The sequence below is a fragment of the Occultella aeris genome, assembly GCF_902703175.1.
In the GTDB taxonomy this organism is placed as follows: Bacteria; Actinomycetota; Actinomycetes; order Actinomycetales; family Beutenbergiaceae; genus Occultella; species Occultella aeris.
The window spans coordinates 207,848-231,734 of record NZ_CACRYJ010000068.1 but is presented as its reverse complement, the minus strand read 5'-3'; the positions used below and the strand labels follow the sequence as shown (position 1 = coordinate 231,734).

Sequence of the window (23,887 nt, the reverse complement as noted above, 5' to 3'; positions counted from 1 at the left end):
ACGTCCTAGGTGGGCAGCTCGGTCGCCAGGAGTTCGGCGGCCTCGGCCAGCTCTGCGGCGAGCAGATCACGCTCGGCCTCGGTCAGGTCGACGGCCAGCACCAGCGCGAGGCTCTCGCGTGCGCCCGTGGCGTCACCGGCGCGGACCAGAAGCTCCGCGAGGTACACCAGGGCCGGGATCTGCTCGACCATGGGTGCGTCGGTGTGCCGCGCCAGCCCGGTGCGCAGCACCCGCACACCCGCGTCGACGTCGCCGTGGGAGTCCGCCTGCCGCGCGGCGGCGGCGACCACCCGACCCAGCCGGCCACCCTCGACCGGGTCCTGCGCGGCCTGGTCCGGGACCGAGGTGATCCGCAGCCAGTTGCCCCCGGGATCCACGACCGAGAAGCCGGCGCTCGTGCCCTGTTTCACCCGTGGCCGGGTGATCCGCGGGATCCCGCTGATCGGCACCTTGCCGTACTCCGCGCGCAGCCCGGCCGCGAACGCCGCGTAGAGGGCGCCCGTGTCCGGCACGATGACCACGACGCTGCCCATGGAGTCCTGCGGGTCGAACGTCGGGACGCCGAAGAAGTGCAGCTCGATGCCGCCGCGGCGCACGGCTGCGTACGGGTTCGGCCGGAGCTGGCGATAGGTGACGTCGAACCCGAGGGCCTCGTAGAACGGAAGGACGTCGTCCAGGTCTCGGCAGGGCAGCCCGGGGATCACGTACTCGGAGCTCATGCCCACGACTCTAGGCGTGCAGCGAATCACCCGATACCGGCTCGTCAATCACCCGCGGACCACCCGATCAGACCTCTGGCCACCCGCCTCCTCGCGATCGACCATGAAACGTCCGGCAACGACGCCGGACCGGCACCTGGAGCGAACCATGACCGAGTACGACGAGAGTTCGGGCTGCTGCGGAGACGACGGCACCCTGTACTACGACGAGCAGGGCGACCTGATGGATGTCAGAGGACCGGGGCCGGTCCTCGGGCCGCCGATCCCGGTCGGGCCGCGGCCGGTACCCATCGACCCGCGCATCCCGATCGACCCGCGCATCCCACTCGAGCCGCAGATCCCTCCGTTCATCCTCGACCGGCCCTGTTCGCTGCCTGTCGTGAACGGGTCCTGGCTCATCGAGTTCACGTCGCGGCTGCCGGTCCCGGTCTTCCTGCGCCAGCAGATCCGGGGGCCGATGCGGATCGAGGTCCGGGACACCTCATTGCGGATCAGCGGCGACGTCTACGTGAAGCGGTCACCGATCTTCGGCCCGATCGAGAACCTGCCCATCTTCATCGGTGGCGACACCGAGGCGGAGGCCATGGCTGGGCCTGCCGAGGCCGACATCGACCCGAACCTGCTCGGCACGGCCGTCACCGAACTCCCGGGCGCGAGCGTGAGCCTGCTCTCGGGCGTCAACGGGGCGCCACCGTTCCCGCACTACCCGCAGCTGCCGAAGAACGAGTACTCCTGGTACTTCCGCTCCACCGGGGTCACCTACTCGAGCGGCACCCTCTCCTTCAACCTGCGCCGCCACCTCTGGAACCGCACCAGCCAGGAGTTCGTGTCCACCGACACCGGCTCGATGCGACTGACCTGCCGCCGCTCGATCCTCATCGGCCGCAACCGCGTCGCCACCATGACCGGCACCGCCACCATCGGCGGCACGACGTATGACGTGAAGGCCACCAAGACGGCCAACCTGTACCGCGGCTGCGCCATCGAGGTGGACGTGATGACCGGTCGGGACTGGCCGGCGTCGGCGTTCAACCACGGCGCCGTGCGCACGTTCCAGAACGTGTACGCGTCGGCCGGATGGGACACCAGGGTGCGGGTCGATGACCTGAACATCCCCAGTGACGCCTCCCTGACGATGGCGGAACTGCAGACGCTGCTGACGACCCATCGTGACCCCGGCGCCGCCGACCCATGGCGTCTGTGGCTGCTCGTCGGATCCGCGCAGGGCGGCCTGCTCGGCGTCATGTTCGACGACGACTCGGTCCCTCGCGAAGGTTCGGTCGGATTCGCCGACGCCACCCTCGGTGGGCAGAACTTCATCGAACCCGCCGCCCGGAACCAGCCGCTGAACAATGTCCCCGCGGCGTTCCTGCGCACGATGATCCACGAGGCCGGGCACGCATTGAACCTGTTCCACCCCAAGCACGACGTGCACGTGCCGCCGATCGGCACCGAGATCATGAACCAGACCGGGGACGTGATGGGCTTCGCCAGCACCACGAACCAGTACCCGGGCAACGCCACCTTCGCGTTCGCCCAACACGACCTGGACTCCCTCATCCACTCCCCCGACCCGCAGGTACGCCCCGGATGGAAGAACTTCGGCTGGGGCCACGGCTCGCTGTCCTCCGGGCTGCCCGTGCCCGTGGACGCCACCGGCTATACCACCGGGGACGACACCGACGGCCTCAGCCTCGACCTGGTGCTGCCCGCGGAGGTGTACGTCGGCGAGTACGTGACGGCCGAGGTCACGCTCACGAACACGGGCGACGACCCACGCGAGGTCACCGCACGCCTGAACCTCGCCGAGGGGTACCTGCGGCTGCACCATGTGCTGCCGGACGGCAGCGTGGAGCAGGTCCGCGACGTCGTGGTCGCCTGTGGCACCCGCCCGACGGCGGTGCTCGCCCCGGGCGAGTCCGTCACGGCCCGCATGCAGGTCTTCTTCACGAGCGAGGGCGTCACGTTCGAACAGCCCGGTACCCACGTGGTCCGCGCCGAGTTCGACGTAGACATGTTCACGACGGCCCGCAGCCAGCGGTCGACCGTGTACGTGCGCACGGCCGCGACCGAGACGGAGGTGGACATCGCCGCCCAGACCCTGGACACCGCCGTCGGGCGTGCGTTCGCCCTGGGCGACTTCGGCACCGACACGACCGCCCGCGACCGCCTGGCCACGGTGGCGCAGGCACACAACGACGTCGACACCGGCGCCGCGGCTGCCCTGGTCCTGGCGAACTCCTTCGCGCGTGGCCACGCCGACCACCGCTCGGACTCCCGCGCGGCGGACGACGGCGGGCGCGCCACCACCCGGGCGGCGGCACCGGACGAGGTGAAGCGCTACCTGGACCTGGCCATGCAGGGCCGGTCGGCCGAGGAGATCGTGCGGCTCGCCGCGACCGTGGCAAGTCCCGTGGAGTCCGAGGCCCCCGTGGTCACGGACGCACTCGGCCGGGCCAAGCGGGCCCGCAAGGGCAAGGCGGACCTGGCGGCCGCCGAGGCCATCGCGGCCGACTTCGTGGCAGCATCACCCGCATGAGTGCGACGCTGACCCTGACCCTGACCGTGCCCGCACGGTCAGGGTCGGACCAGGCCCTGCTCGGCGTCGTCACCCTGGCGAACACCGGGACCGAGCCGGTCACCGTGAACGCCCGCCTGAACCTGCCGGACGGTGACCTGGTCATCGACGTGGCCGGGCCGACCGGCACGCTCCGGGCCGGCTGGCCGTGGCCGGCGGACAGCCTGCCTCGCGAGGCGGAGCTCAGCCCTGACGAGGCCCTCGAGGCGGGCGTCCTGCTGGTCTGCACCGCAGCGTCCCAGCCGCTGTTCCCGGGCGCCGGCTCATACACCTTGACTGCCTCCTACGCCGCGGGTCCGACCACGCTCGGGGCCGAACCGGTCCGGGTGGTACGCACTCCTGCCACCGGCGCAGCAGTGGCGGCCTTGCGCGACCGGGACGTGATCCAGTCCCTGGCGTCCGCGGCCGTCCTGGGCCAGGCGGCAGATGGACTCGCCGCCCTGGCCGCCGAAGGCGGGACGAACGCCATCCTCGCCGCACTGGCCACCGACGCCGGAACGGGTGCGGCGGACCTGACGGCCGCGGCCGGTGGCCCGGTATCCGTGGCGACCGCGGCGAGCGCAGTGCTGCCGGCGATGGACCCGCGGCACGCGGAGATCACCCGGGCCGTGAGCGGCGACGCCCGGGCCGTCGCGATCCTGGCCGGCTCGCCGTCCGAGGCTTCCGCGACGGCCGGCGCCGAACCGGCGCACCGGTCCACGGCGCTACCGCGCGCGTCGTGGACGAGCCGCCTGTTCGCCTGGCTGAACGACGCCCAGGAGCCGCTCTGGGAGCGGCCCGGACCCAGCAGGACCCAGCAACGCCGGGACATCCTCGGCACGATCGTGTTCATCATGGTGGGCCTCGGCCTGACCGTGGCCACCAAGTCGTTCGGCCTGGTGATCGAGGGCGAGGAGTCCTGGCGTGCCTACGTCGCGGTCGCCGCCATGATCGCGCCGTTGGCCATCCGGCGGCGCTACCCGATGGTCGCACTGGTGATCTCCTCGGCCCTGTTCCTCGGCCTCGCCTACCTCAGCCCCGAGGCGAGCGTCCAGCTCCCGTTCCAGACGGCCTACTTCGCCGCGATCTACGCGGCCGTCGCCTGGGCGCGCGAGCGCCGCTGGCTCTGGATCGCCGTGGCCCTGGTGCTGCTCGAGATGGCCGCCTGGATCGTCATCTCGTTCACGATCTCCAACGCCGTCGCGATGTTCTACGGCACCGATGGCCCCACCGGCCCGCTCGACCCGGTCCTCGCCTACGTGCTCTACACGGCGGTCATCAACCTCGCCTACTTCGGAGGGGCCATCCTCGTCGGCCGGAACTCGTGGCGGGGCGCGCTGCAGCGTGCCCGGCTGGCCGACCAGGCGACGCGGATCCACGCCCAGGCAGACGAGCTCGCGCGCCGGGCCGTGGTGGACGAGCGGCTCCGGATCGCCCGTGAGCTGCATGATGTCGTGGCCCACCACGTCTCGGTGATCGGGGTCCAGGCGGGCGCGGCCCGGCGGGTGCTGACCCGCTCACCGGAGGCCGCCGAGGGTGCACTACGCACGATCGAGGGAGCGAGCCGGGACGCCGTCGGGGAGATGCGCGCCCTGCTCGGGGTGCTGCGCAGCGAGACCGACGCCGGCCGCAGTGCCGAGTCCCGGGCGCCGGAGCCCGGCCTCGCCGACCTCGACGACCTGGCGCAGCAGCACCGCCGGCAGGGACTGCGGATCACCCTGACCCGGGTGGAGGCCGCCCCGGGCGACCTGGATCGGGTGCCGCCCGCACTCGGCCTGTCCGTGTACCGCTGCGTGCAGGAGTCACTCACGAACGTGGTCCGCCACTCGACGGCGGGTTCCGCGTCGGTCACCCTCCGCACCGGAACCGCCGGTCGCACTGCCGACGGCGGACCCACGGACTCAGCCGCCGGCGCCTTCGTGGAGGTCGAGGTCCTCGACGACGGACAGCCGCGCGGTGGCACGTCCGGAACCGGCTACGGTCTTCGCGGGGTGTCCGAGCGCGTCTCGCTGCACGGCGGTCAGGCCGAGATCGGCCCACGCCTGACCGGGACCGGCTGGCGGGTCCGAGCCCGGTTCCACCTCCGCGACACCGACACCAACACCGAGAGCGAGACCCGATGACCATCCGCGTCGCCATCGTCGATGACCAGGCCCTGGTCCGGTCCGGGTTCGCCATGGTGCTCTCGATCGAGGACGACATCGAGGTGGTCGGCCAGGCCGCGGACGGCGCCCAGGCCGTCGACCTGCTCGCGACCACGCCCGCGGACGTGGTGCTGATGGACGTGCAGATGCCCGTGCTCGACGGCATCGCGGCCACCGAGCGGATCGTCGCCGCCGGCGGCGCGAAGGTCATCATCCTGACCACATTCGATCGCGAGGACTACCTGTTCGCGGCGCTGCACGCGGGCGCGAGCGGCTTCCTGCTCAAGAACGCCGACCCGGACGACCTGGTCGCCGCGATCCGTGCGGTTGCCGACGGTCACGCGCTGCTGTCCCCGGAGGTCACGGTCAAGGTGATCGCCCGCCTGGCAGCCGGCGCCGACCCGGTCCCGGATGCACCCGGCTCGCCCGGCCGGGCGACCGACGGCACAGCCACCAACCGCGCGGCGGCACCGGGCTCGGATTCGGCGCGTGCCGTCGAGAGCCTGACCGCCCGGGAGCGGGACGTGCTCGCCCTGCTGGCCGAGGGGTACTCGAACGCCGAGATCGCGACCGAGCTGTTCGTCGGCGAGTCCACGGTCAAGACCCACGTCTCCCATGTGCTGGCCAAGGTCGGTGCCCGGGACCGCGTCCAGGCCGTGGTGTTCGCACACCGATCCGGCATCGTCGGCGCCGGCGACTGACAACAGCGCCGCTCACCTCCGGCTACCGGCGCCCACGTCTCCCCCTCGCGGCGGATCTTCACGGCTCCCCCGTGCGGCCGACGCGCCGGGGCACCCGTCCTTCCTAGGCTCGGACCAGGCCGAACGGCAGCGACCAGCGCCGCGGCGAGGACCGGAACAACAGGAGGACCAGCATGAGGCAAGCGGACGCCAGGCTCGAGGTGCGGGGACTGACCCGCCGCTTCGGCGAGAAGGTGGCCGTGGACGACGTGTCGTTCACGGTGGAGCCGGGCCGGATGACCGGGTTCGTCGGCGCGAACGGCGCCGGGAAGACCTCGACCATGCGCATGATCATGGGCGTCCTGGTGATCCACGGCGGCGACGTCCTCTGGGACGGCCGGCCCATCACGGCCGCGGACCGCTCCCGGTTCGGGTACATGCCAGAGGAACGTGGCCTGTACCCGAAGCAGGGCATCCTCGACCAGCTCTGCTACCTGGGCCAGCTGCGCGGGATGAGCCGAGGTGACGCCGCCAAGGAAGCCACCCGCCTGCTGGAGCGGTTCGGGCTCGCGGACCGGGTCAAGGACAAGCTCGAGTCGCTGTCCCTCGGGAACCAGCAGCGCGTTCAGATCACCGCGTCGCTGCTGCACGGGCCGAGCGGTCTGATCCTGGACGAGCCGTTCTCCGGCCTCGACCCCGTGGCCGTGGACTCCATGGTGGAGCTGCTCCGCGACCGCCTCCGCCAGGGCGTGCCCGTGTTGTTCTCCAGCCACCAGCTCGACCTCGTCGACCGGCTCTGCGACTCGCTCGTGGTCCTCTCGGACGGCAAGGTGATGGCCGCCGGTTCGGCGGACGACCTCCGCAACGCCGGCCCGACCCGCTACCGCATCGTCACCTCGCCGGACGCCGGGTGGCTCCGCGACGTGCCCGGCGTGAGCGTGCTGGACGTCGACGGCCCGAGCGCCGTCCTCGAGCTGGCAGACGGCGCCCGGGAGCCGCTGCTGAAGCGCGCCGTCGAACGCGGCCTCACCGAGTTCGCCCCCATCACCCGGTCCCTGTCCGACATCTACCGCGAGGTGACCCGATGACCACAACAGACTCCTCCCCGCAGACGCCGACGCCGTCCCTGGACGAGCAGAGCCCGCCGGCCCCGGTGCGCAACCCCTGGCTGATCGTCACCATCCGCGAGATCATGGTGAAGCTGGCCGACAAGAGCTTCGTGATCTCCACCATCGTCACCCTGGCGATGATCGCGGCCAGCGTCGTCATCGGCGCCGTGGTCGGCAATCGCACGTCGGACTACACGGTCGGCACGAGCCAGGCCGAGGCGGCCGTGGTGGCGCAGGCCGGCACCGAGTCCATCACCTCCTCCGGCGACACCCTCGAGATCACCCAGTTCGACTCCGAGGACGCCCTGCGTACCGCGGTCCTCGAGGGCGATGTGGATGCCGGCCTCGTCGCCGGCGGGGACGGCTGGGTGCTCCTGGGCGGTTCCGAGGTGGACTCCGCCCTCTCCGCCGCGCTCACGGACGCGGTGAGCCAGTCGGTCCTCGCCGCCAATGCGGAGGCGGCCGGGACCACGCTCGGTGACCTCATGGCCGGGTCGGAGGTCACCACGGAGCTCCTGGACCCGGACGCCGACCGTGGCGCCCTCGCCGTCATCGTCGGCTTCATCTTCGCGTTCCTGTTCTACATGGCCGCGATCATCTTCGGGATGACCATCGCCAACTCGGTGCTCGAGGAGAAGCAGAACCGCGTCGTCGAGATCCTCGCGACCGCCATCCCGATCCGCCAGCTGCTCTACGGCAAGGTCCTCGGCAACTCGCTGCTGGCGTTCGCGCAGATCCTGCTCTACTGCGTGGTCGGCCTGACCGCGGTGAACCTGACCGGACTGGCGGGCGACATCGGCTGGATCCTGAGCGCCTCCGGATGGTTCATCGCGTTCTTCGTGGTCGGGTTCACGGCGCTCGCCGCCGTCTGGGCCGTACTCGGCTCCCTGGCCAGCCGCAGCGAGGACCTGCAGTCCAACACCGGCCCGATCATCACCGTGATCATGGTCGCCCTGTTCGTCGGACTGTTCGCCGAGGGGATCTGGCTCGACATCGCGAGCTTCGTACCGGTGGTCTCCTCGGTCGCGATGCCGATCCGGATGCTCGCCGACGACGTCCCGGTCTGGCAGGGCCTGGTCTCCCTGGCCCTCACGGCCGTCGCCGCGTACGGACTGCTGCGCCTGGGCGAGCGGATCTACCAGCGAGCAGTGATGCAGGGCGGCACCGCGCTCTCCTGGCGACAGGCCCTCAAGCTCCAGGCCTGAGGCCGGAGTCAGCCAGATACCCCTCGAGGAATACCCTCGGGGGGTATATGGTTCCACCACCATGGAGCCGCACCACACGCACGCCACACCAGAGCAACACGCCCCCGATGCTCATGACGAGCACACCGCGCGGAAGGAACACGCCGAGCACGACCAAGGCCAGCACGACGCCCACGCAGGCCACGACGCCCACGCAGGCCACGACGCCCACGCAGGCCATGGCGGCCACGAGGGCCACGTCGCCCAGTTCCGACGGTTGTTCTGGGTCACACTGATCCTCGCGATCCCGACCGCAGCCTTCAGCGGCATGTTCGCGGACATCCTCGGGTACACCCTGCCCGCCGGCACCGGTTGGGTCTCCCCCGTGCTCGGCACCGTCATCTTCGTCTGGGGTGGGCGCCCGTTCCTGACCGGTGCCGTCGACGAGATCCGGTCCCGGCAGCCCGGCATGATGCTGCTCATCGGAATGGCGATCACGGTCGCCTTCGTCGCCTCGCTCGGCTCGAGCCTCGGGCTGTTCGCGCACGACCTGGACTTCTGGTGGGAACTCGCCCTGCTCGTGGTGATCATGCTCCTCGGGCACTGGATCGAGATGCGCTCGCTCGCGCAGACGACGTCGGCGCTGGACTCACTCGCCGCCCTCCTTCCCGATGAGGCCGAGCGCCTCGACGGCGAGCAGATCACCCTGGTTGCCCCGGCCGACCTCGTGGTCGGCGACGTGGTCCTGGTGCGCCCCGGCGGCCGGGTCCCGGCCGACGGGCTCGTCACCGACGGCTCCGCGCACGTGGACGAGTCGATGATCACGGGCGAGTCCGCGCCGGTGCGCCGCGGCGCCGACGACCGGGTGGTCGCCGGCACCGTGGCCACGGACTCCGCGATCAGGGTGCGGGTGGCCGCCGTCGGTGACGACACGGCCCTCGCCGGGATCGGCCGGCTCGTCGAGCAGGCGCGCTCGAGCTCCTCCCGGGCCCAGCGGCTCGCCGACCGGGCCGCGGCAGCGCTGTTCTGGTTCGCGCTCGGGGCGGCAGCGCTGACCCTGATCGCCTGGCTCTTCTGGGGTACCCCGGAGGAGGCCCTGATCCGGGTCATCACGGTGCTGGTGATCGCCTGCCCGCACGCGCTCGGCCTCGCCATCCCGCTGGTCGTCTCGATCTCCACCGAACGGGCGGCGCGGGCCGGGATCCTCGTCAAGGACCGGATGGCCCTCGAGCGGATGCGGACCGTGGACACGGTGCTGTTCGACAAGACCGGCACCCTGACCAAGGGCACCCCCGCCGTGCTCGCGGTGACCTCCGCCGTCGGGCAGGACGCGGACGAGGCACTGCGCTACGCGGCTGCTGCCGAGGCGGCGAGCGAGCATCCGTTGGCCCGCGCGATCGTCGCGGCCGCGGCCGAGCGTGGCCTGGCGGTCGAAGCCGCCACCGATTTCCGCGCGGTGCCAGGTCAGGGCGTCCGGGCCGTGGTGCCCGACGGCGCAGGGGCGGCCCGCGAGGTCTCGGTGGGTGGCCCCGGGCTGCTCGCCGCGACGAGCCGGGAGCCGCTCGCCGACACCGCCTGGCTCGCCGAGCAGGCGGACGCCGGACGCACGGTCCTGCACGTGCTCGTCGACGGCCGGGTGGTCGCCGCGCTCGCGCTCGCCGACGAGGTCCGGCCCGAGTCCCGCGAGGCGGTCGCGGCGCTGCGCGATCGCGGCGTCGAGGTCGTCATGATCACCGGCGACGCCGAGCCGGTGGCCCGTGCGGTGGCCGCCGACCTCGGCATCACCGAGGTGTTCGCGGGGGTGCACCCCGAGCACAAGAGTGCGAAGGTGCGCCAGTTGCAGGAGCGGGGAGCCGCGGTGGCTATGGTCGGCGACGGTGTGAACGACGCACCGGCGCTGGCCCAGGCCGACGTCGGCATCGCGATCGGCGCGGGCACGGACGTCGCGATCGCGTCCGCGGGCGTGATCCTCGCCTCCGATGACCCCCGGGCCGTGCTCTCGATCATCGAGCTGTCCCGGGCCGCCTATCGCAAGATGAAGCAGAACCTGTGGTGGGCCGCCGGCTACAACCTGATCTCGGTGCCGCTCGCGGCCGGGCTGCTCGCACCGATCGGGTTCGTCATGCCGATGGCGGTCGGGGCGCTGCTCATGTCCGCCTCGACGGTGGTGGTGGCCCTGAACGCGCAGCTGCTGCGGCGCCTGGACCTGCGGCCGGACCGGCAGGGCTGATCACCCCGCCGGCCGGCGCGTCGGTCAGCTCACGCCGACAGCGACGACCGCCTCACCGGCGCCGTCGGAGTACTCCGACATCATCAGGATGTAGACGCCCGGATCGACGGCCTCCTCGACGAAGGGGTCGTAGGTGTCGCCACCGACCTGCCCGGCGATGTCCGGCCCCCGGTCGTCGTTGGCGATCCAGCCACCCAGCGGGCTGATCACGGTCATCAGGAGATCCGCGTCGTTGGTGGTCCGGGCGTCGATCGTCATGGTGCCGGCCGCGTCGACCACCACGTAGTTCACCCACACGTTCCCGGCGGTCATCGAGATCGTGACGTCGGTGTCCTGGGGTAGCTCCGGGATCGCGGTGAGATCCTCGGCGAGGACCTGGAACGAGGCCGGGGCACCGGCGAGCTCGGTGATCACCACCGCGTACTGCCCGGCCTCGAGATAGATCGGCAGCAACGGGTTCAGGGAGTTGGGCTGGAGGACGTCGGCACCCTGCGGGATGTCATCGATGAAGGAGATCGCATTGAGTCCCTCGTCGTACAACGTCAGCTCCAGGTCCTCGGCACCGTCGGCGAGCCCATGGAGGAGGTAGACGCCCGGCGTGGTGATCGGGAGCAGGGCCCCCCAACTCCCGTGCGCCGCGAAGGAGCCGGGCAGTGCCGTGCCCAGTGCGAGCGTCTCGACCATCTCCGGCATATCGCCGGTGGGAGCGTCGGTGGGGCCCTCGACGGGTTCGGTCGGGGCGTCCGTCGGGGCGTCGGTCGGCGCGCTGGTCGGCCCGGGTCCTGCGGTCGGCTCGGGATCGCCCGGGTTGAGGGCGCGGAACCCGAAGTAGCCGCCCACCCCGAGGACCACGACCAGGACGGCGACGAGAGCGACGATCAGACCGGTGTTCTTCTTCTGCGGCCCGCCGCTCTGACCGTAGCCACCGCCGTAGGCACCCGGGCCGCCGGGTTGCCCGTATCCTCCGGCCTGGCCATAGCCGGCAGGTGCGCCCGCCTGGCCGTAACCAGCCGGCGCGCTCGCCTGGCCGTAGCCGCCGGACGGGACTCCGGGCACGGGCGGCACGGTGGGACCGGCGCCAGGACCGCCGTACGGCCCCGCCTGTGGGTAGCCGGCGGGGGCCGGCGCCGCAACGGCCGGGGCAGCGACACCCGGGGCAGCGGCTGCGACCGCTGGGGCGGGCGTGGTCGGCGCAGGCGTGATCGGGGCGGTCGGCGCTGCCGACGCATCCGCGGTCGGGGCCGCCCCAGCGGGCCGGGGGGCGTAGTTCTCGGTCCAAACGGCGCCGTCCCAGTAGCGGAGGCGGTCCTGCCCCTCCGGATCGGGGAACCAGCCAGCAGGTGCACTCATGGAAACCTCCAACGCAGTTGGCCCAAGGGGACCGGTGAGATAGGGCGACGACGGGAGGCCGGGCCGCAGCCGAGGCATCTGGAGTCTATGGTTCGCGCGATCCCGGCGTCCGGTGATCGAGAGGACAGTTCCCCGCGGTCTGATCCGGCGGGGTGCGGGGGGGGTCAGTCCACCGTGACTGCGATACTCGCCTCGGACTCGGCTCCGGTCCAGTCGGAGACCATCACGAGGTACACCCCGGGTTCGACCGGGAAGGTGAGATACGGGTCCCACTGACTCCCGCCGTACTGGGCGGCCGACTCGCTGCCCCGGTCGTCCTGGTCCTGATACGTGCCATCCGGGGAGATCACGGTCAGGACCGGGTCGGCGTCGGTGGTGGTGCGAACGTCGACGGTGACCATTCCCGTGGCCGACACCGGAACGTAGCCGAGCCAGACGTTGTCCTCGGGGATGGCGATCGAGTGCGCTCCGCCGGTCGGGATCTCGGTGACGACGTCCAGGAGCGCGGCGGTGAAGTCGAACTCGGTCGCGTAGCCCCCGTACTCCTCGAGGCGGACCGTGTACTCCCCCGGCTCCAGGTACAGGCCCAGCAGCGGATCGCGGCGGTTGGACACCAGGACGTCGGCGTTGCCGGGCGGGTCGTCGTTGAAGGCGATCTGCTGACCGCTCCCGTCCAGCAGCGTGAGCGTCAGGTCGATGCCCTCCTCGGCATGACCGATGAACGCGTACACGCCTGCGGCAGCGATCGTGACGACGCCGTCCCAGGTGCCGTCCGCGGGCAGCGTGCCCGCGGTCGTGGCGCCCAGGGTCACCGGCGCCGGAGCGCTCTGCGTGGGCGCGGCCGTCGGCGTCGGCGTCGGCGTGGCTGTCGGCGTCGGTTCCGAGGTCGGTTGGCTGGTGGCGGTCGGGCCGGCCGTCGGGCCGGGCTCGCCGCGGTCCGTCAGCGCGCCGTACGCGAAGAAGACGGCCACGGCGATCACAAGCACCACGGCCACCGCGACCGCCACGATGACGGGTGTCTGGTTCGGGGACGGCGGCGCGCTGGCCGGGCCGTAGTAGCCGGCGCTACCGGGTGCACCGGCCTGGGTGCCCGGCGCGGCGTACCCGCCGGAGCCGCCGTAGGCGCTCGTGGTGTCGGCGCTGTACGCCGTCGGTGCTGCCGCGTAGCCGGACAGTCCGGCGCCGCCCGGCCCGCCGGCGTTCTGCCCGTACGCATGGGTCTGGGCGTGCCCGCCGGTGGCCAGCCCGTACGGATCAGCCTGCGTGTGACCCGGGGCAGCACTGGCCGGCCCGTACCCGCCAGGCGCACTCGCCTGCCCGAACCCGCCGGGCTGCGACCCGCTCGCACCGACGTGCTCCGACCAGTTGGCACCGTCCCAGTACCGGAGCTGGTCGGCGCCGCTCGGATCGGGGAACCAGCCGGCTGGTGTCGTCACAGGGGCCTCACAGGGTCGTCGGGTCCGGGGCGCGGATCGGCTCCGGTCGGGGCGAGATCCGCATGATCATACGATCCGCATCGGGGCCACCGGCGAGCGCGTCCACGGGCAGAACTCCCCTGACCGACCGGCGGATCGGTCCGTCAGCCCTCCCTCAGCACCGTGACGCTCCAGGGCGCCACCGCGTAGCCGCCGACCACATCGGCCGCCGTGGCGGTGGGCGCACCCGCCTCGTCGAGCCACACGTTGAACTCCGGCTCCGCCCACGGTGCGGTGTCGATGATCCGTCGCCAGCTGGCGCCGCGCGGACAATCCGGGACCGCAAACCCGACCTCCGCCGTCGACATGTTCACCAGGACCAGATAGTCGTGCCCGCCCACGCCGGAGCCGTCGATGTGCACCCGCACGGCACGTTCGCCCTCGCCGGGACCGTCGGAACCGTCCGGCCGGGCGAAGAAGTACGAGACGTCGTCGTCATCGTGGTCCAGGTCCCCGTAGCGCGCCTGCCGCAGCGAGGGCTCGGCCGCGCGCAGCCGCGCGAGCGCGACCGCGAACCGGAAGTACGGGTTGATGTCCGACGGCGTCGCGGCCGCTCCGAAGTTGTCGTGGTAGGCGATCTCGGGTCGGGCCGGGTCGACGCCGATCCGGTGCGGGGCATTCGTGGCCAGCATCCCGTAGTTGCTCCAGATCCCGATGGAGTTCAGGCTCCACGGGTTGTTGTTCCCGTTCTGGGTGCGTCCGAACTCGTCGCCGGAGACCGTCATCGGCACGCCGCGGGAGAGGAACAGGATCGCCCAGAAGTTGCGCAACCGGGCGCGGCGCAGCGCGTGGTCACCGCCGGAGTCCCAGGACTTGTTGTCGTCGCTGCCGCCGTCCGACGGTCCGAACGGTGGCGGGGAGTCGTTGACCTTGGCCGGGTAGCTCACCAGGTCCATCAGGGTGAACCCGTCGTGCGCCGTGATGAAGTTGATGGAGCGCTGCGCGCCGCCCTGGTCGGCGAAGTGGCGGTGGTCGCCGTTGAACGTGCGCATGAACTCGGCGACGTTGCCATCACCCTTGAGATACCCGCGCATGGTGTCCCGGTAGCGCCCGTTCCACTCACCCCAGCCCGGCGGGAAGTTGCCCACCTCGTAGCCCCACAGGTCCCACGCCTCCGCGATCACCTCGATGTGCCGGCGCCGGGCGAACTCCGCTATCTGGACCAGCAGCGGGTGCTCGGTGAGGAACCGGCGCTGAGCCTGCCAGTCCTCACGCCCGAAGGCGCTCGGGGTCCGGCCGAGCACGGTGGCGAGGTCGAACCGGAAACCGTCCACGTCCATCTCGTCGACCCAGTACCGCAACGAGTCCAGGACGAGGGCCTGACTCGCCGGCGAGGAGTGGTTCATCTGGTTCGAGGTGCCGGTCGCGCCGTCGATCAGGCGATGCTCGTCCGTCATCGAGTAGTACTCGGCGGTCGCGAAGTGGCCGAGGGAGGTGAACCCGGTGGTGTGCAGGTCGCCGGCCCAGTGCCCACCCTCACCGGTGTGGTTGTAGACCACGTCGAGGTACACCTCGAGTCCGTGGTCGTGGAACGCCCGGACCATCGCCTTGAACTCGTGCGTCGGACCCCCGGGCCGCTGGTCGTGCGCGTAGTCCCGGTTCGGCGCGAAGAAGGCGAGGGTCTGGTAGCCCCAGTAGTTCGAGGTGCCCGCGTCACCCGGCACGGCCGTGGTGTCCGACGCGTGCACGGGCAGCAGCTCCACGGTGGTGAATCCGGCAGCGCGCAGGTACGGCGCGAGCAGACCCAGCCCCGCGTAGGTGCCGCGGAGTTCTTCGGGGATGTCCACCACGTCCTCGAACCCGGGCACGCCAGCCAGGGTCTCCCGCAGGGCGCCTGCCGATGGGTGCGCCGTGGACGTGCGTACGTGCGCCTCGCAGATCACGGCGTCCTCGGCGCGCCGCCGGGGTCGCACGCCGGTGGGCGTCTGGTCGTGGACGAGGACGGACTTCGGCGCCCATCGGCCCGAGTCGAGCTCGCGTCGCGGCCTGCCCCGCACGATCTCGCCGCCGGTGCCGAGGACCTCCGCGGCGCCCTGGGGGCCGGCGAGCGCGGGGTGCGACAGGTTGTGGCTGATCTCCCGCGCGTACGGGTCGAACACCACCTTGTTCGGATTGAACCGGTTCCCGACCTCGTCGAAGTCTGCGCTGAATCCGGCGCCGCTGTCCCCGCGGGTCCACTCCGGCGCCACGTCCCAGCCCGGTCCCCAGACCCGGAACGCGTAGAGCACTCCCGGTTCGAGGCCGCCGATCCTTGCCCGCCAGACACCGTCCGCGCCGCGAGCCATCACCGCGTCGGCGGCTGCGTCCGCGCCGACCGCATCGGGATAGAACTCCAGGAGCACCCGGCTGGCGAGAGGTGCATGGACGGCGAACGAGGCGGTGCCGGTGGCCTCGTCCCACTCGGCCCCGAGCGGCCAGGTGGCCTGCGCCCACCCGGCGGCATCCTCGTTCGTGATCATCAGACCCATCAGACGTCCCCTCCAGCCCTTCAGCGACGGCGGCCCCCACGGCCCGGCGTTCCGGTGACGGTATCCAGGTGGGATGAAGTTCGCACGGACAGCGCGTGAACCTCGCCCCTACCGGACGTGACATGCGTCTCACAGAATTTAGTTGATGGACCTCAACCATCAGCGTATAGTTGCTGTCGATCAACTAATTCTTCGTCGTTAGGAGCACGCTCGCGTGAGCACCAACACCGCAAGCAGTGCCGGCCGGCCAGCCGACACCGTCACAGCCGCACCACCCTCCAACGAATCCCCCGCCCGGATGACGCACGCCGAGGTACTCCAGGCCCTCACCGGCCTGCTCCTGGCGATGTTCGTCTCCATGCTCGCCAGCACCGTTGTGGGCACGTCCCTGCCGGTCATCGTCTCGGACCTCGGCGGCTCCCAGACGTCCTACACCTGGGTGATCACGGCGACCCTGCTCGCGACCACCGTCTCGACCCCGATCTGGGGAAAGCTCGCCGACCTGTTCAACCGCAAGTTCCTCCTGCAGCTCGCGCTCGTCATCTTCGTGGTGGCCTCCGCGGCCGCGGGGTTCTCCCAGGACACGTCGATGCTGATCGGCATGCGCGTGATCCAGGGCCTCGGCGCCGGCGGCCTGGCGGCCCTGACCCAGATCGTCATGGCGGACATCGTGAGCCCGCGTGAGCGCGGCCGGTACATGGGGCTGTTCAGTGGTGTGATGGCCCTCGGCATCGTGGGCGGACCGCTGCTGGGCGGGTTCCTCACCGACACGATCAACTGGCGTTGGAACTTCTTCGTCGGCGTCCCGGTCGCGATCGTCGCGATCGTCATGCTGCAGAAGACGCTGCACCTGCCCGCGATCAGGCGGCGCACGGTCAAGATCGACTTCCTCGGCGTGGTGCTGCTTGCCGCCGGTGTCTCGCTCCTGCTCATCTGGGTCAGCCTGGCCGGCACCCAGTTCGAGTGGGCCTCGGCGACCACGGCCTGGATGGTCGGTGGCGCCGTCGTCGCCCTCGTCGCCCTGGTGTTCGTCGAGCTGCGTGCCGACGAACCGATCATCCCAATGTCCATGTTCAAGAACCGCACCTACACGTTCTCGGTGCTCGGTTCGATCGCGGTCGGCGTGGCCATGTTCGGCACGTCCGTGTTCCTCGCCCAGTACATGCAGCTCGCTCGCGGGGCCAGCGCCACCCAGTCCGGCCTGATGACCATCCCGATGGCCGCCGGCATGCTGATCCTCTCCGCCGTCGTCGGCGCCGTGATCACCCGGACCGGCGTCTGGAAGCGCTACATGGTGCTTGGCTCGATCCTGTTCACCGCGGGTCTGCTCCTGCTCAGCACGATCGCCTATGACACCAACTTCGCACTCGTCTCCCTCTACATGTTCATGCTCGGCGCCGGCGTCGGCATGGTGATGCAGAACCTCGTCCTGGTCGTGCAGAACGCCGTGCCGCCGGAGGAGATCGGCGTGGCCAGCTCCGGCGTCGCCTTCTTCCGCAGCCTCGGTGGCACGATCGGCATTGCGGTCCTGGGCACCGTCCTGGCGGACAAGGTCACCGAGCTTCTGACCGCTCGCCAGACCGAGCTCTTCGGTGCGATCGCTGCCCTCGGGGACGAGGGCACCCCGATCGCCGACGGGTTGGCCGCGGGCACCATTCCGGCCGTGCACTCCCTGCCCGAGTCCGTGAAGGTGATCATCGAGTCGGTCTACGGTGAGGCCGTCGCCCACGTGTTCCTCGTCGCCGCACCCCTGGCACTGCTGAGCATCGTGGCCGTGGCGCTGTTGCCGAACCTGCCGCTGAGCAACCAGACCCGCCACGAGCGCGAGCTCGACGAGGCCGGCACGGCCGAGGCGGAACTCGTCGGCGTGGCCGCGGCAAGCGCCGGGGTCGCCACCGTCGGCGACGGTCGCGATGGCGTACGAACCGAAACCTCGGACGGCGACGGACCCGCTACCGGCGAGCAGCCCCGCGTGGTCGTGCCGGCTCAGTAGGATGCCCACCATGACCCGGTCCGGATCCGATGTGGCCCAAGCCGCGTCGGGTCCGGACGACCCGGAGCTGCAGGAGGCCATCCGCGAGGTGGAGATCCAGTTCTCCAACCTGTTCGTGCACGCCAAGCAGTTGTTCCGGCGCCGCGCGCTGGGGATCCACCCGGACCTGTCCATCCTCGGATACCGGATCCTCGGCACCGTCGTCCGCGAGGGCGCCCTGCAGCAGGGGCACATCGCGGAACGGCTCGAGCTGGACAAGGCCGTGGCAAGCCGCACCATCAAGCACCTCGAGGACCTCGGCCTGGTGGAGCGGGCGGCGGATCCCAGCGACGGCCGCGCGTTCCTCGTCACGGCCTCCGAAGTGGGTCGGGCGCGCTACGACGCGGTCAGTCAGCGCGAGCGCGCGGTGCTGCAGGCGCGGCTCACCGAGTGGGGTGTGGAGGACCTCCACCGGTTCAGCGACCTCCTCGGCCGGCTCATGGATGGACTGGACGTACGCCACGGGGAGTAGGTCCGCCTGCACCCCGCAGCGGACGACGCCAGGGCCCGTACGGCCTAGCGTGGTCTGGTGACCTGGGCCTGGGACGAGCAGACGCGACTGCGACGGGGTCGACGCGCGGCCGTGTTCGGGCCGGTGGCGATCGCCGTCGTCGCGCTGTTCGGGACGTTCGGCGCCTGGCACAACCAGCCGGACGCCAGAGGGCCCGGGCCGCTCGGGGTGCTGCTGCTGCTGGCCGGCCCTGCCGCGCTCCTCGCGGCACGCCGGCGCCCCCGGGCCGTCCTGCTGGCGGTCCTCGCGATCACGCTCGGCTATCTGGCCCTCGGCTTCCCGTACGGGCCCGTACTCCTCTCGCTCGCCGCGGCCGTGATCGTCACGGTGGTGCGCGGGCATCGCGCGTTCGCCTGGCTGACCGCCGGTGTCGCCCTGCTCGGTGTTCAGCTCATCCGGGTGGGCCTGCGCGGCGAGGACTTCTCCTGGTTCGGTCTCACCGCGACCATCGCCTGGGGCCTGATCGTCCTCGGCGTCGGCGAGCTCATCCGGCTCAACCGGGCCCGGCAGGCGGAGTGGCGCCGCGCCCGCGCCGAGGCGCAGCGGCGCCGGGCGAGCGAGGACCAGCTCCGAGTGGCCCGCGAACTGCACGATGTGGTGGCCCACCACATGTCGCTCATCAACGTGCAGGCAGGCGTCGCCCTGCACCTGGTGGATCGGCGGCCCGAGCAGGTCGAGCTCGCGCTGACCACGATCAAGGACGCCTCCAAGGAGGCGCTCACCGAGCTCCGGGCGCTCATCGGGGTGCTGCGCGCCGAAGGGGAGGATGCGCCTCGCGCGCCCGCGGCAGACCTCGCCGGGCTCGCGCCGCTCATCAACCGCGCCTCCCAGGCGGGCGTCACTACCACCCTGGAGGTGGACGGCGACCTCGACGACGTGCCCGCCGCCGTCGGCGCCGTCGGCTTCCGGATCATCCAGGAGGCGATCACGAACGTGGTCCGCCACAGCGGCGCCACCCGCGCCCGGGTCCGGGTCACTGTCGGTCCCGGCACCCTGGACCTGGGCGTCACCGACAACGGTCACGGGCCGGGCCCAAACCCGGTGCCCGGCAACGGCCTGCGCGGCATGACCGAGCGGGCGACCGCCGTCGGCGGCACGGTCCGGCTGGACGACGGGCCCGACGGCGGGGCTGCTCTTGTCGCACATCTACCGTGGGGGATGGACTCATGATCCGGGTCGTGCTCGTGGACGATCAGGCGCTGCTGCGCGCGGGCTTCCGCGCGCTCATCGACGCCGAGGACGGCCTGGAGGTGGTCGGCGAGGCCGGTGACGGCCGCGACGCCGTCGAGGTGGTACGCCGCACCCGGCCGGACGTGGTGCTGATGGACATCCGGATGCCTCGCCTGGACGGGCTCGAGGCGACCGCCCGGATCACCGCCGACGCGGACCTGGGCGGCACCCGGATCATCATCCTGACCACCTTCGAGCTCGACGAGTACGTGTTCGAGGCGATCCGGCAGGGCGCGAGCGGTTTCCTGGTCAAGGACACCGAGCCGGTGGACCTGCTCGCCGCCATCCGCGCCGTGGCGGACGGTGACGCGTTGCTGTCGCCCTCGGTCACCCGCCGGCTCATCGGGGAGTTCGCGCAGCGTAGTCGCGCGGCCGCGCCGACCGGCCGACTGGACCGGCTCACCGACCGCGAGCGCGAGGTGGTGGCGCTCGTCGGCGAGGGCCTGAGCAACGACGAGATCGCGACCCGGCTGGTGCTCAGCCCCGCCACCGCGAAGACACACGTCTCCCGCGCCATGATCAAGGTCGGCGCCCGCGACCGCGCCCAGCTCGTCGTGCTCGCCTACGAGACCGGCCTGGTCCGGCCCGGCTGGGCACCCTGACCGGTTCCCGCCAACCCGTCAAGTACTCCCGCCGGGGTAGTTGCACGGCCCTCCGGTGGTCCCGGCGACGCAGCCGAAGTGTCCTCCCCCGCCCGACGACGTAGCGGCCCGCGATCGCGAGGATCGATCACGTCCCGAGACACGGGATCGAATCCGCACCGAAGGAGCACACCATGAACACCCTCACCGACATCGCGGCCCAGCACGGGCCGATGTGGGCCGGTGGCGGCGGACCTGGCTGGTGGATCGTCTTTCCCATCGTCTGGTTCCTCGTCATCGTGACCGTGATCCTGCTCGTCGGCCGGTTCGGCCGCCGCCGCTGGGCCGAGGCCCGCAGTGGCGTGGGAGCCGGGCGGTCCCGGCTCGCCGAGCGGTTCGCCGGCGGCGAGATCGACGAGCAGGAGTACCGCCAGCGCCTGGCCGTCCTGGACGAGGTTCGCCGCAAGTAGGCGGCCGGGCCACCCGAAGCCCGACCCTGCCGACCTCTCCACCGGGGGTGTTGCTGCGACCGTCGTGGTCCCGGCAACACCCCCGTTCGCGTCCGTGCCCACGCACCGCCCCACCTACACTGGCCGGGTGCGGAGGTTGTGGGCGTCACCGGCGGTCCGGATCGGCGCCTCGATCGCCGTCGCGACCGGGCTGTACGGCGTGTCGTTCGGCGCCCTCGCCGTCGCGTCCGGACTGAGCGTGCCCCAGACGATGGCACTCAGCCTGCTCATGTTCACCGGCGGCTCCCAGTTCGCCTTCATCGGCGTGATCTCCGGCGGCGGGACGGGCTCGGCGGCATTCGGCGCGGCCACGCTGCTCGGGCTCCGGAACGCCGTCTACGGCACCCAGATCAACCGGATGCTCAAGACCCGGTGGCCGCTCAAGCTGGCCGCCGCCCACGTCACCATCGACGAGTCCACCGCGACCGCCGTCGGGCAGGAGGACCCGGACGAGCAGCGCCGCGGGTTCTGGGTCGCCGGGGTCGGCATCTACGTGCTCTGGAACGCCTTCAGCCTCCTCGGTGCGATCCTGGGCGGCGCCTTGGGCGACCCGGCCCGGTGGGGGCTCGACGGCGCCGCCGTGGCCGCGTTCCTCGGCCTGCTCTGGCCCCGGCTGAAAGGGCGCGAGCCGGTGGCCATCGCCGTGGTGTGCGCGCTCGTCACGGTGCTCGCGGTGCCGCACCTGCCGCCGGGCGTACCGATCCTGGTGGCCGGCCTGGTCGCCGCGGTCTGGGGCTGGATCAGCCACGGCAGGGCGGACGAGGGTCTGGAACCGGACGTCGATCCGTACCCGTCGGACGGGCACGGCCCCACCGACCCGACCCACGGGGAGGTCCGGTGAGCACCGGCATCTGGTTCTGGATCCTGCTGGCCTGTGCCGTGGCGTTCCTGACGAAGCTCGTCGGCCACCTCGTACCGGCGCGGCTGCTGGAGGACGAGCGGATGACCCGGGTCGCAGGGGCTCTGACGATCGGCTTGCTGGCCTCCCTGGTCGCCATGAACACCGTCTCCAGTGGGCAGCAGGTCGTTCTGGACGCCCGCCTCGGCGCACTCGTCGCCGCGGCCATCGCCCTGGTGCTGCGGGCTCCGTTCCTCGTGGTTGTGCTCGTCGGTGCGGGCGCCGCCGCGCTGTTGCGCCTGACCGGGATCGGCTGACGAGCGGCTCAGGTCCGCCCGAGCCGCCGGGGCAGCAGCACCCACAGCCCGAGCAGGACCACGACCGCCAGCCCGGCGGCGATGAGCGCGGTCGTGCGGCCGGCCACGACGTCGAAGACGAACAACGCCGTCCCGGTGATCACGAGCGCCAGGGTGAGCAGGCCGACCTGCGCGAGCCGGTTCGCGGCCGAGACCAGCTCGGGCTTGCGCCGACGCCGGAACAGCACCCGGTGCAGGCTCACGGGTGCCACGACGAGGGCCGTCGCGGCGAGCGCCAGGGCGACCAGCACGAGGTAGATGGCCACCTGATCGGGGCGCAGGTCCGCGAACCGTTGCTGGAACGGCAGCGTGAGGAGGAAACCCGTGAGGATCTGGGCGCCCGTCTGGGTCACCCGAAGCTCCTGCATGAGTTCGTCCCAGTTGCGGTCGGCGCGCTCGGAGGCCGACTCGTCACGTCCGTCGCCGTGAGGTTCCGCGGTCATGACACCAGTGTGCCGCGCACCGGCGGGCGGCGCCCGTGGTGCGCACCACCGGCTGGACGTCGGAGGCGACGCCCTCGCCCGCCGGGTAGGTTGCCACGTGAGTGGCGGCCCCTGTGCCGCGGAGAGTGAGCATGGTGGCAGTAGGCAACGCGCCGGAGAACCGGCTGTGGACGAGGGACTTCGTGTTCTCGATCGTCACGAACTTCTTCATCGCGATGATCTTCTATCTCCTCATGACGACGATGGCCGTGTACGCCATCGACCGGTTCCAGGCCAGCCAGACGGCGGCCGGGCTGGCGTCCAGCGGCTTCATCCTCGGCGCGGTGGCCGGCCGGGTGTTCGCCGGGAAGCTGCTCGACGCGCTCGGGCGGCGCCGGATCCTGCTGGTCTGCCTCGCCCTCTTCGTGGTCATGTCACTGCTGTACATCCCGGCGCAGAGCCTCGGCCTGCTGATCACGGTCCGGGTCCTGCACGGGATCGCCTTCGGGGCCGGCACCACTGCGCTCGCCGCCTCCGTGATGGGCTTGATCCCACCCCTGCGCCGCGGCGAGGGCACCGCGTTCTTCGGCACCAGCAACACCCTCGCGACCGCGATCGGACCGTTCCTGGCGCTGCAGCTCGTGGCCGGCCCGGGCTACCCCACGCTGTTCGCGCTGTGTGCCGTCGTGTCCGCCCTGGCCATGGGCGTCGGGGTGCTGATCCGGTTCCCGACCGTGACGCTCTCGGTGGACCAGCGCGCCGCCGTCCGGCGCCTGCACCCGAAGGAGTTCGTCGAGGTCAGCGTCCTGCCGATCGCCTCGATGATGCTGCTCGTCGGACTCGCGTACTCCGGGATCCTCACCTTCATCAACTCCTACGCCCTCGAAACGGATCTGGTCGACGCGGCCAGCACGTTCTTCATCGTGTTCGCGGTGGTGACCCTGGTCTGCCGCCCGTTCGCGGGCCGCCTCCAGGACAGCCGCGGCGACAACATCGTGGTGATCCCGGCGATGCTGGCCTTCGCCGCCGGCCTGGCCGTCCTCGCCCTCGCGCAGTCCCCCGCGATGATGTGGACGTCAGGCGGCCTGGTCGGCCTCGGCTTCGGAACCCTGATGTCGAGTTCCCAGGCGATCGCGGTCACCTCCGCGCCGGTCCACCGGGTGGGGCTGGCGACGTCCACGTTCTACCTCGCGACCGACCTCGGTGTGGGCGTCGGCCCCCTCCTGCTCGGGCTGCTGCTCGGAGCGACCGACTACCGCACGATGTACCTGACCCTCACCTTCGTGGTGCTGGGCGGCATCGTGCTCTACTACGTGGTCCACGGCCGTGACCACCGGCGGCGGCGCGGCGCCGTGCAGCAGGCGGCCGACGACGACACCGACCCTGACGACACCCGAGGAGATCCTCAGGTGAATCCCTGACTCCCGACCGCCGTCGTCATCCGTTGGTAGGACGATCTCCGACGCTCGGTTCCGTCCACGGCGTGACGAGC

At 71.5% G+C, this 23,887-nt stretch carries 19 protein-coding genes; 14 read left to right on the top strand and 5 right to left on the bottom strand.

Annotated features, from left to right (window positions below; translation table 11 throughout):
- Positions 1–5 precede the first annotated feature (5 nt).
- Positions 6–719 carry a bleomycin resistance protein gene (locus tag HALOF300_RS24810; RefSeq protein ID WP_156743551.1) on the bottom strand — a complete coding sequence of 238 codons (714 nt, stop codon included), beginning with the start codon at positions 717–719 and terminating at the stop codon, positions 6–8.
- A 148-nt stretch (positions 720–867) separates the two neighbouring features.
- Between HALOF300_RS24810 and HALOF300_RS24805 the strand changes: the two genes are divergently transcribed.
- The 6 genes from HALOF300_RS24805 to HALOF300_RS24780 all read left to right on the top strand — a co-directional run bounded on the left by HALOF300_RS24805 (position 868) and on the right by HALOF300_RS24780 (position 10,623).
- Positions 868–3,258 (top strand): hypothetical protein, encoded by a 2,391-nt coding sequence (locus HALOF300_RS24805; protein WP_156743550.1) that lies wholly within the window; start codon positions 868–870, stop codon positions 3,256–3,258.
- The gene (locus HALOF300_RS24800) at positions 3,255–5,399 is read left to right on the top strand and encodes a sensor histidine kinase (protein ID WP_156743549.1); all 2,145 of its coding nucleotides are present in this window, start codon (positions 3,255–3,257) and stop codon (positions 5,397–5,399) included. Before HALOF300_RS24805 ends, HALOF300_RS24800 begins: the two co-directional genes overlap by 4 nt.
- Complete coding sequence (locus HALOF300_RS24795) at positions 5,396–6,121, top strand: response regulator (RefSeq protein ID WP_156743548.1); 726 nt, start codon at positions 5,396–5,398, stop codon at positions 6,119–6,121. Before HALOF300_RS24800 ends, HALOF300_RS24795 begins: the two co-directional genes overlap by 4 nt.
- Before the next feature lie 173 nt (positions 6,122–6,294).
- Positions 6,295–7,188: an ABC transporter ATP-binding protein gene (locus HALOF300_RS24790; protein WP_156743547.1), complete on the top strand. Its 894-nt coding sequence runs from the start codon at positions 6,295–6,297 to the stop codon at positions 7,186–7,188.
- Entirely contained in the window at positions 7,185–8,414 is a 1,230-nt protein-coding gene (locus tag HALOF300_RS24785) for an ABC transporter permease (protein WP_156743546.1), read from the top strand. The genes HALOF300_RS24790 and HALOF300_RS24785 overlap by 4 nt, the downstream gene beginning before the upstream one ends.
- Before the next feature lie 61 nt (positions 8,415–8,475).
- Positions 8,476–10,623 (top strand): heavy metal translocating P-type ATPase, encoded by a 2,148-nt coding sequence (locus HALOF300_RS24780; RefSeq protein WP_156743545.1) that lies wholly within the window; start codon positions 8,476–8,478, stop codon positions 10,621–10,623.
- Positions 10,624–10,647: 24 nt separating this feature from the next.
- Here HALOF300_RS24780 and HALOF300_RS24775 read toward each other — a convergent pair whose 3' ends face one another.
- The 3 genes from HALOF300_RS24775 to HALOF300_RS24765 all read right to left on the bottom strand — a co-directional run bounded on the left by HALOF300_RS24775 (position 10,648) and on the right by HALOF300_RS24765 (position 15,907).
- The gene (locus HALOF300_RS24775) at positions 10,648–11,973 is read right to left on the bottom strand and encodes a DUF2510 domain-containing protein (RefSeq protein ID WP_197522822.1); all 1,326 of its coding nucleotides are present in this window, start codon (positions 11,971–11,973) and stop codon (positions 10,648–10,650) included.
- A gap of 164 nt (positions 11,974–12,137) precedes the next feature.
- Entirely contained in the window at positions 12,138–13,409 is a 1,272-nt protein-coding gene (locus HALOF300_RS24770) for a DUF2510 domain-containing protein (protein ID WP_156743543.1), read from the bottom strand.
- A 143-nt stretch (positions 13,410–13,552) separates the two neighbouring features.
- Positions 13,553–15,907: an alpha-amylase family glycosyl hydrolase gene (locus HALOF300_RS24765; protein ID WP_197522821.1), complete on the bottom strand. Its 2,355-nt coding sequence runs from the start codon at positions 15,905–15,907 to the stop codon at positions 13,553–13,555.
- Positions 15,908–16,214: 307 nt separating this feature from the next.
- Here HALOF300_RS24765 and HALOF300_RS24760 point away from each other — a divergent pair, with 307 nt between their 5' ends.
- From HALOF300_RS24760 to HALOF300_RS24730, 7 genes are all read left to right on the top strand, one after another.
- Positions 16,215–17,909: an MDR family MFS transporter gene (locus HALOF300_RS24760; protein WP_156743614.1), complete on the top strand. Its 1,695-nt coding sequence runs from the start codon at positions 16,215–16,217 to the stop codon at positions 17,907–17,909.
- 10 nt (positions 17,910–17,919) lie between these two features.
- Positions 17,920–18,420, top strand: a complete 501-nt coding sequence (locus HALOF300_RS24755; protein ID WP_197522820.1) for a MarR family winged helix-turn-helix transcriptional regulator — start codon at positions 17,920–17,922, stop codon at positions 18,418–18,420.
- Positions 18,421–18,477: 57 nt separating this feature from the next.
- Positions 18,478–19,629 (top strand): sensor histidine kinase, encoded by a 1,152-nt coding sequence (locus HALOF300_RS24750; protein WP_156743540.1) that lies wholly within the window; start codon positions 18,478–18,480, stop codon positions 19,627–19,629.
- Positions 19,626–20,291: a response regulator gene (locus HALOF300_RS24745; protein ID WP_156743539.1), complete on the top strand. Its 666-nt coding sequence runs from the start codon at positions 19,626–19,628 to the stop codon at positions 20,289–20,291. Before HALOF300_RS24750 ends, HALOF300_RS24745 begins: the two co-directional genes overlap by 4 nt.
- Positions 20,292–20,464: 173 nt before the next feature.
- On the top strand, positions 20,465–20,740 hold the full coding sequence (locus tag HALOF300_RS24740; RefSeq protein WP_197522819.1) for an SHOCT domain-containing protein: 276 nt from the start codon (positions 20,465–20,467) through the stop codon (positions 20,738–20,740).
- A 127-nt stretch (positions 20,741–20,867) separates the two neighbouring features.
- The gene (locus HALOF300_RS24735; protein WP_156743538.1) at positions 20,868–21,620 is read left to right on the top strand and encodes an AzlC family ABC transporter permease; all 753 of its coding nucleotides are present in this window, start codon (positions 20,868–20,870) and stop codon (positions 21,618–21,620) included.
- Entirely contained in the window at positions 21,617–21,934 is a 318-nt protein-coding gene (locus HALOF300_RS24730) for an AzlD domain-containing protein (protein WP_231955738.1), read from the top strand. Before HALOF300_RS24735 ends, HALOF300_RS24730 begins: the two co-directional genes overlap by 4 nt.
- Positions 21,935–21,942: 8 nt before the next feature.
- Here HALOF300_RS24730 and HALOF300_RS24725 read toward each other — a convergent pair whose 3' ends face one another.
- The gene (locus HALOF300_RS24725) at positions 21,943–22,416 is read right to left on the bottom strand and encodes a DUF6328 family protein (RefSeq protein ID WP_156743537.1); all 474 of its coding nucleotides are present in this window, start codon (positions 22,414–22,416) and stop codon (positions 21,943–21,945) included.
- A gap of 131 nt (positions 22,417–22,547) precedes the next feature.
- On the opposite strand from HALOF300_RS24725, the gene HALOF300_RS24720 reads away from it, so the two are divergent.
- On the top strand, positions 22,548–23,816 hold the full coding sequence (locus tag HALOF300_RS24720; protein ID WP_156743536.1) for an MFS transporter: 1,269 nt from the start codon (positions 22,548–22,550) through the stop codon (positions 23,814–23,816).
- Positions 23,817–23,887 lie beyond the last annotated feature (71 nt).

What these genes read in the sequence shown, in the direction of transcription:
- HALOF300_RS24790 (WP_156743547.1), top strand. Translation starts at nt 6,295, where the DNA reads ATGAGGCAAGCGGACGCCAGGCTCGAGGTGCGGGGACTGACCCGCCGC.
- HALOF300_RS24740 (WP_197522819.1), top strand. Translation starts at nt 20,465, where the DNA reads ATGAACACCCTCACCGACATCGCGGCCCAGCACGGGCCGATGTGGGCC.
- HALOF300_RS24805 (WP_156743550.1), top strand. Translation starts at nt 868, where the DNA reads ATGACCGAGTACGACGAGAGTTCGGGCTGCTGCGGAGACGACGGCACC.
- HALOF300_RS24745 (WP_156743539.1), top strand. Translation starts at nt 19,626, where the DNA reads ATGATCCGGGTCGTGCTCGTGGACGATCAGGCGCTGCTGCGCGCGGGC.
- HALOF300_RS24755 (WP_197522820.1), top strand. Translation starts at nt 17,920, where the DNA reads ATGACCCGGTCCGGATCCGATGTGGCCCAAGCCGCGTCGGGTCCGGAC.
- HALOF300_RS24785 (WP_156743546.1), top strand. Translation starts at nt 7,185, where the DNA reads ATGACCACAACAGACTCCTCCCCGCAGACGCCGACGCCGTCCCTGGAC.
- HALOF300_RS24795 (WP_156743548.1), top strand. Translation starts at nt 5,396, where the DNA reads ATGACCATCCGCGTCGCCATCGTCGATGACCAGGCCCTGGTCCGGTCC.
- HALOF300_RS24765 (WP_197522821.1), bottom strand. Translation starts at nt 15,907, where the DNA reads ATGATCACGAACGAGGATGCCGCCGGGTGGGCGCAGGCCACCTGGCCG.
- HALOF300_RS24780 (WP_156743545.1), top strand. Translation starts at nt 8,476, where the DNA reads ATGGAGCCGCACCACACGCACGCCACACCAGAGCAACACGCCCCCGAT.
- HALOF300_RS24720 (WP_156743536.1), top strand. Translation starts at nt 22,548, where the DNA reads ATGGTGGCAGTAGGCAACGCGCCGGAGAACCGGCTGTGGACGAGGGAC.
- HALOF300_RS24725 (WP_156743537.1), bottom strand. Translation starts at nt 22,416, where the DNA reads ATGACCGCGGAACCTCACGGCGACGGACGTGACGAGTCGGCCTCCGAG.
- HALOF300_RS24810 (WP_156743551.1), bottom strand. Translation starts at nt 719, where the DNA reads ATGAGCTCCGAGTACGTGATCCCCGGGCTGCCCTGCCGAGACCTGGAC.
- HALOF300_RS24760 (WP_156743614.1), top strand. Translation starts at nt 16,215, where the DNA reads ATGACGCACGCCGAGGTACTCCAGGCCCTCACCGGCCTGCTCCTGGCG.
- HALOF300_RS24775 (WP_197522822.1), bottom strand. Translation starts at nt 11,973, where the DNA reads ATGAGTGCACCTGCTGGCTGGTTCCCCGATCCGGAGGGGCAGGACCGC.
- HALOF300_RS24800 (WP_156743549.1), top strand. Translation starts at nt 3,255, where the DNA reads ATGAGTGCGACGCTGACCCTGACCCTGACCGTGCCCGCACGGTCAGGG.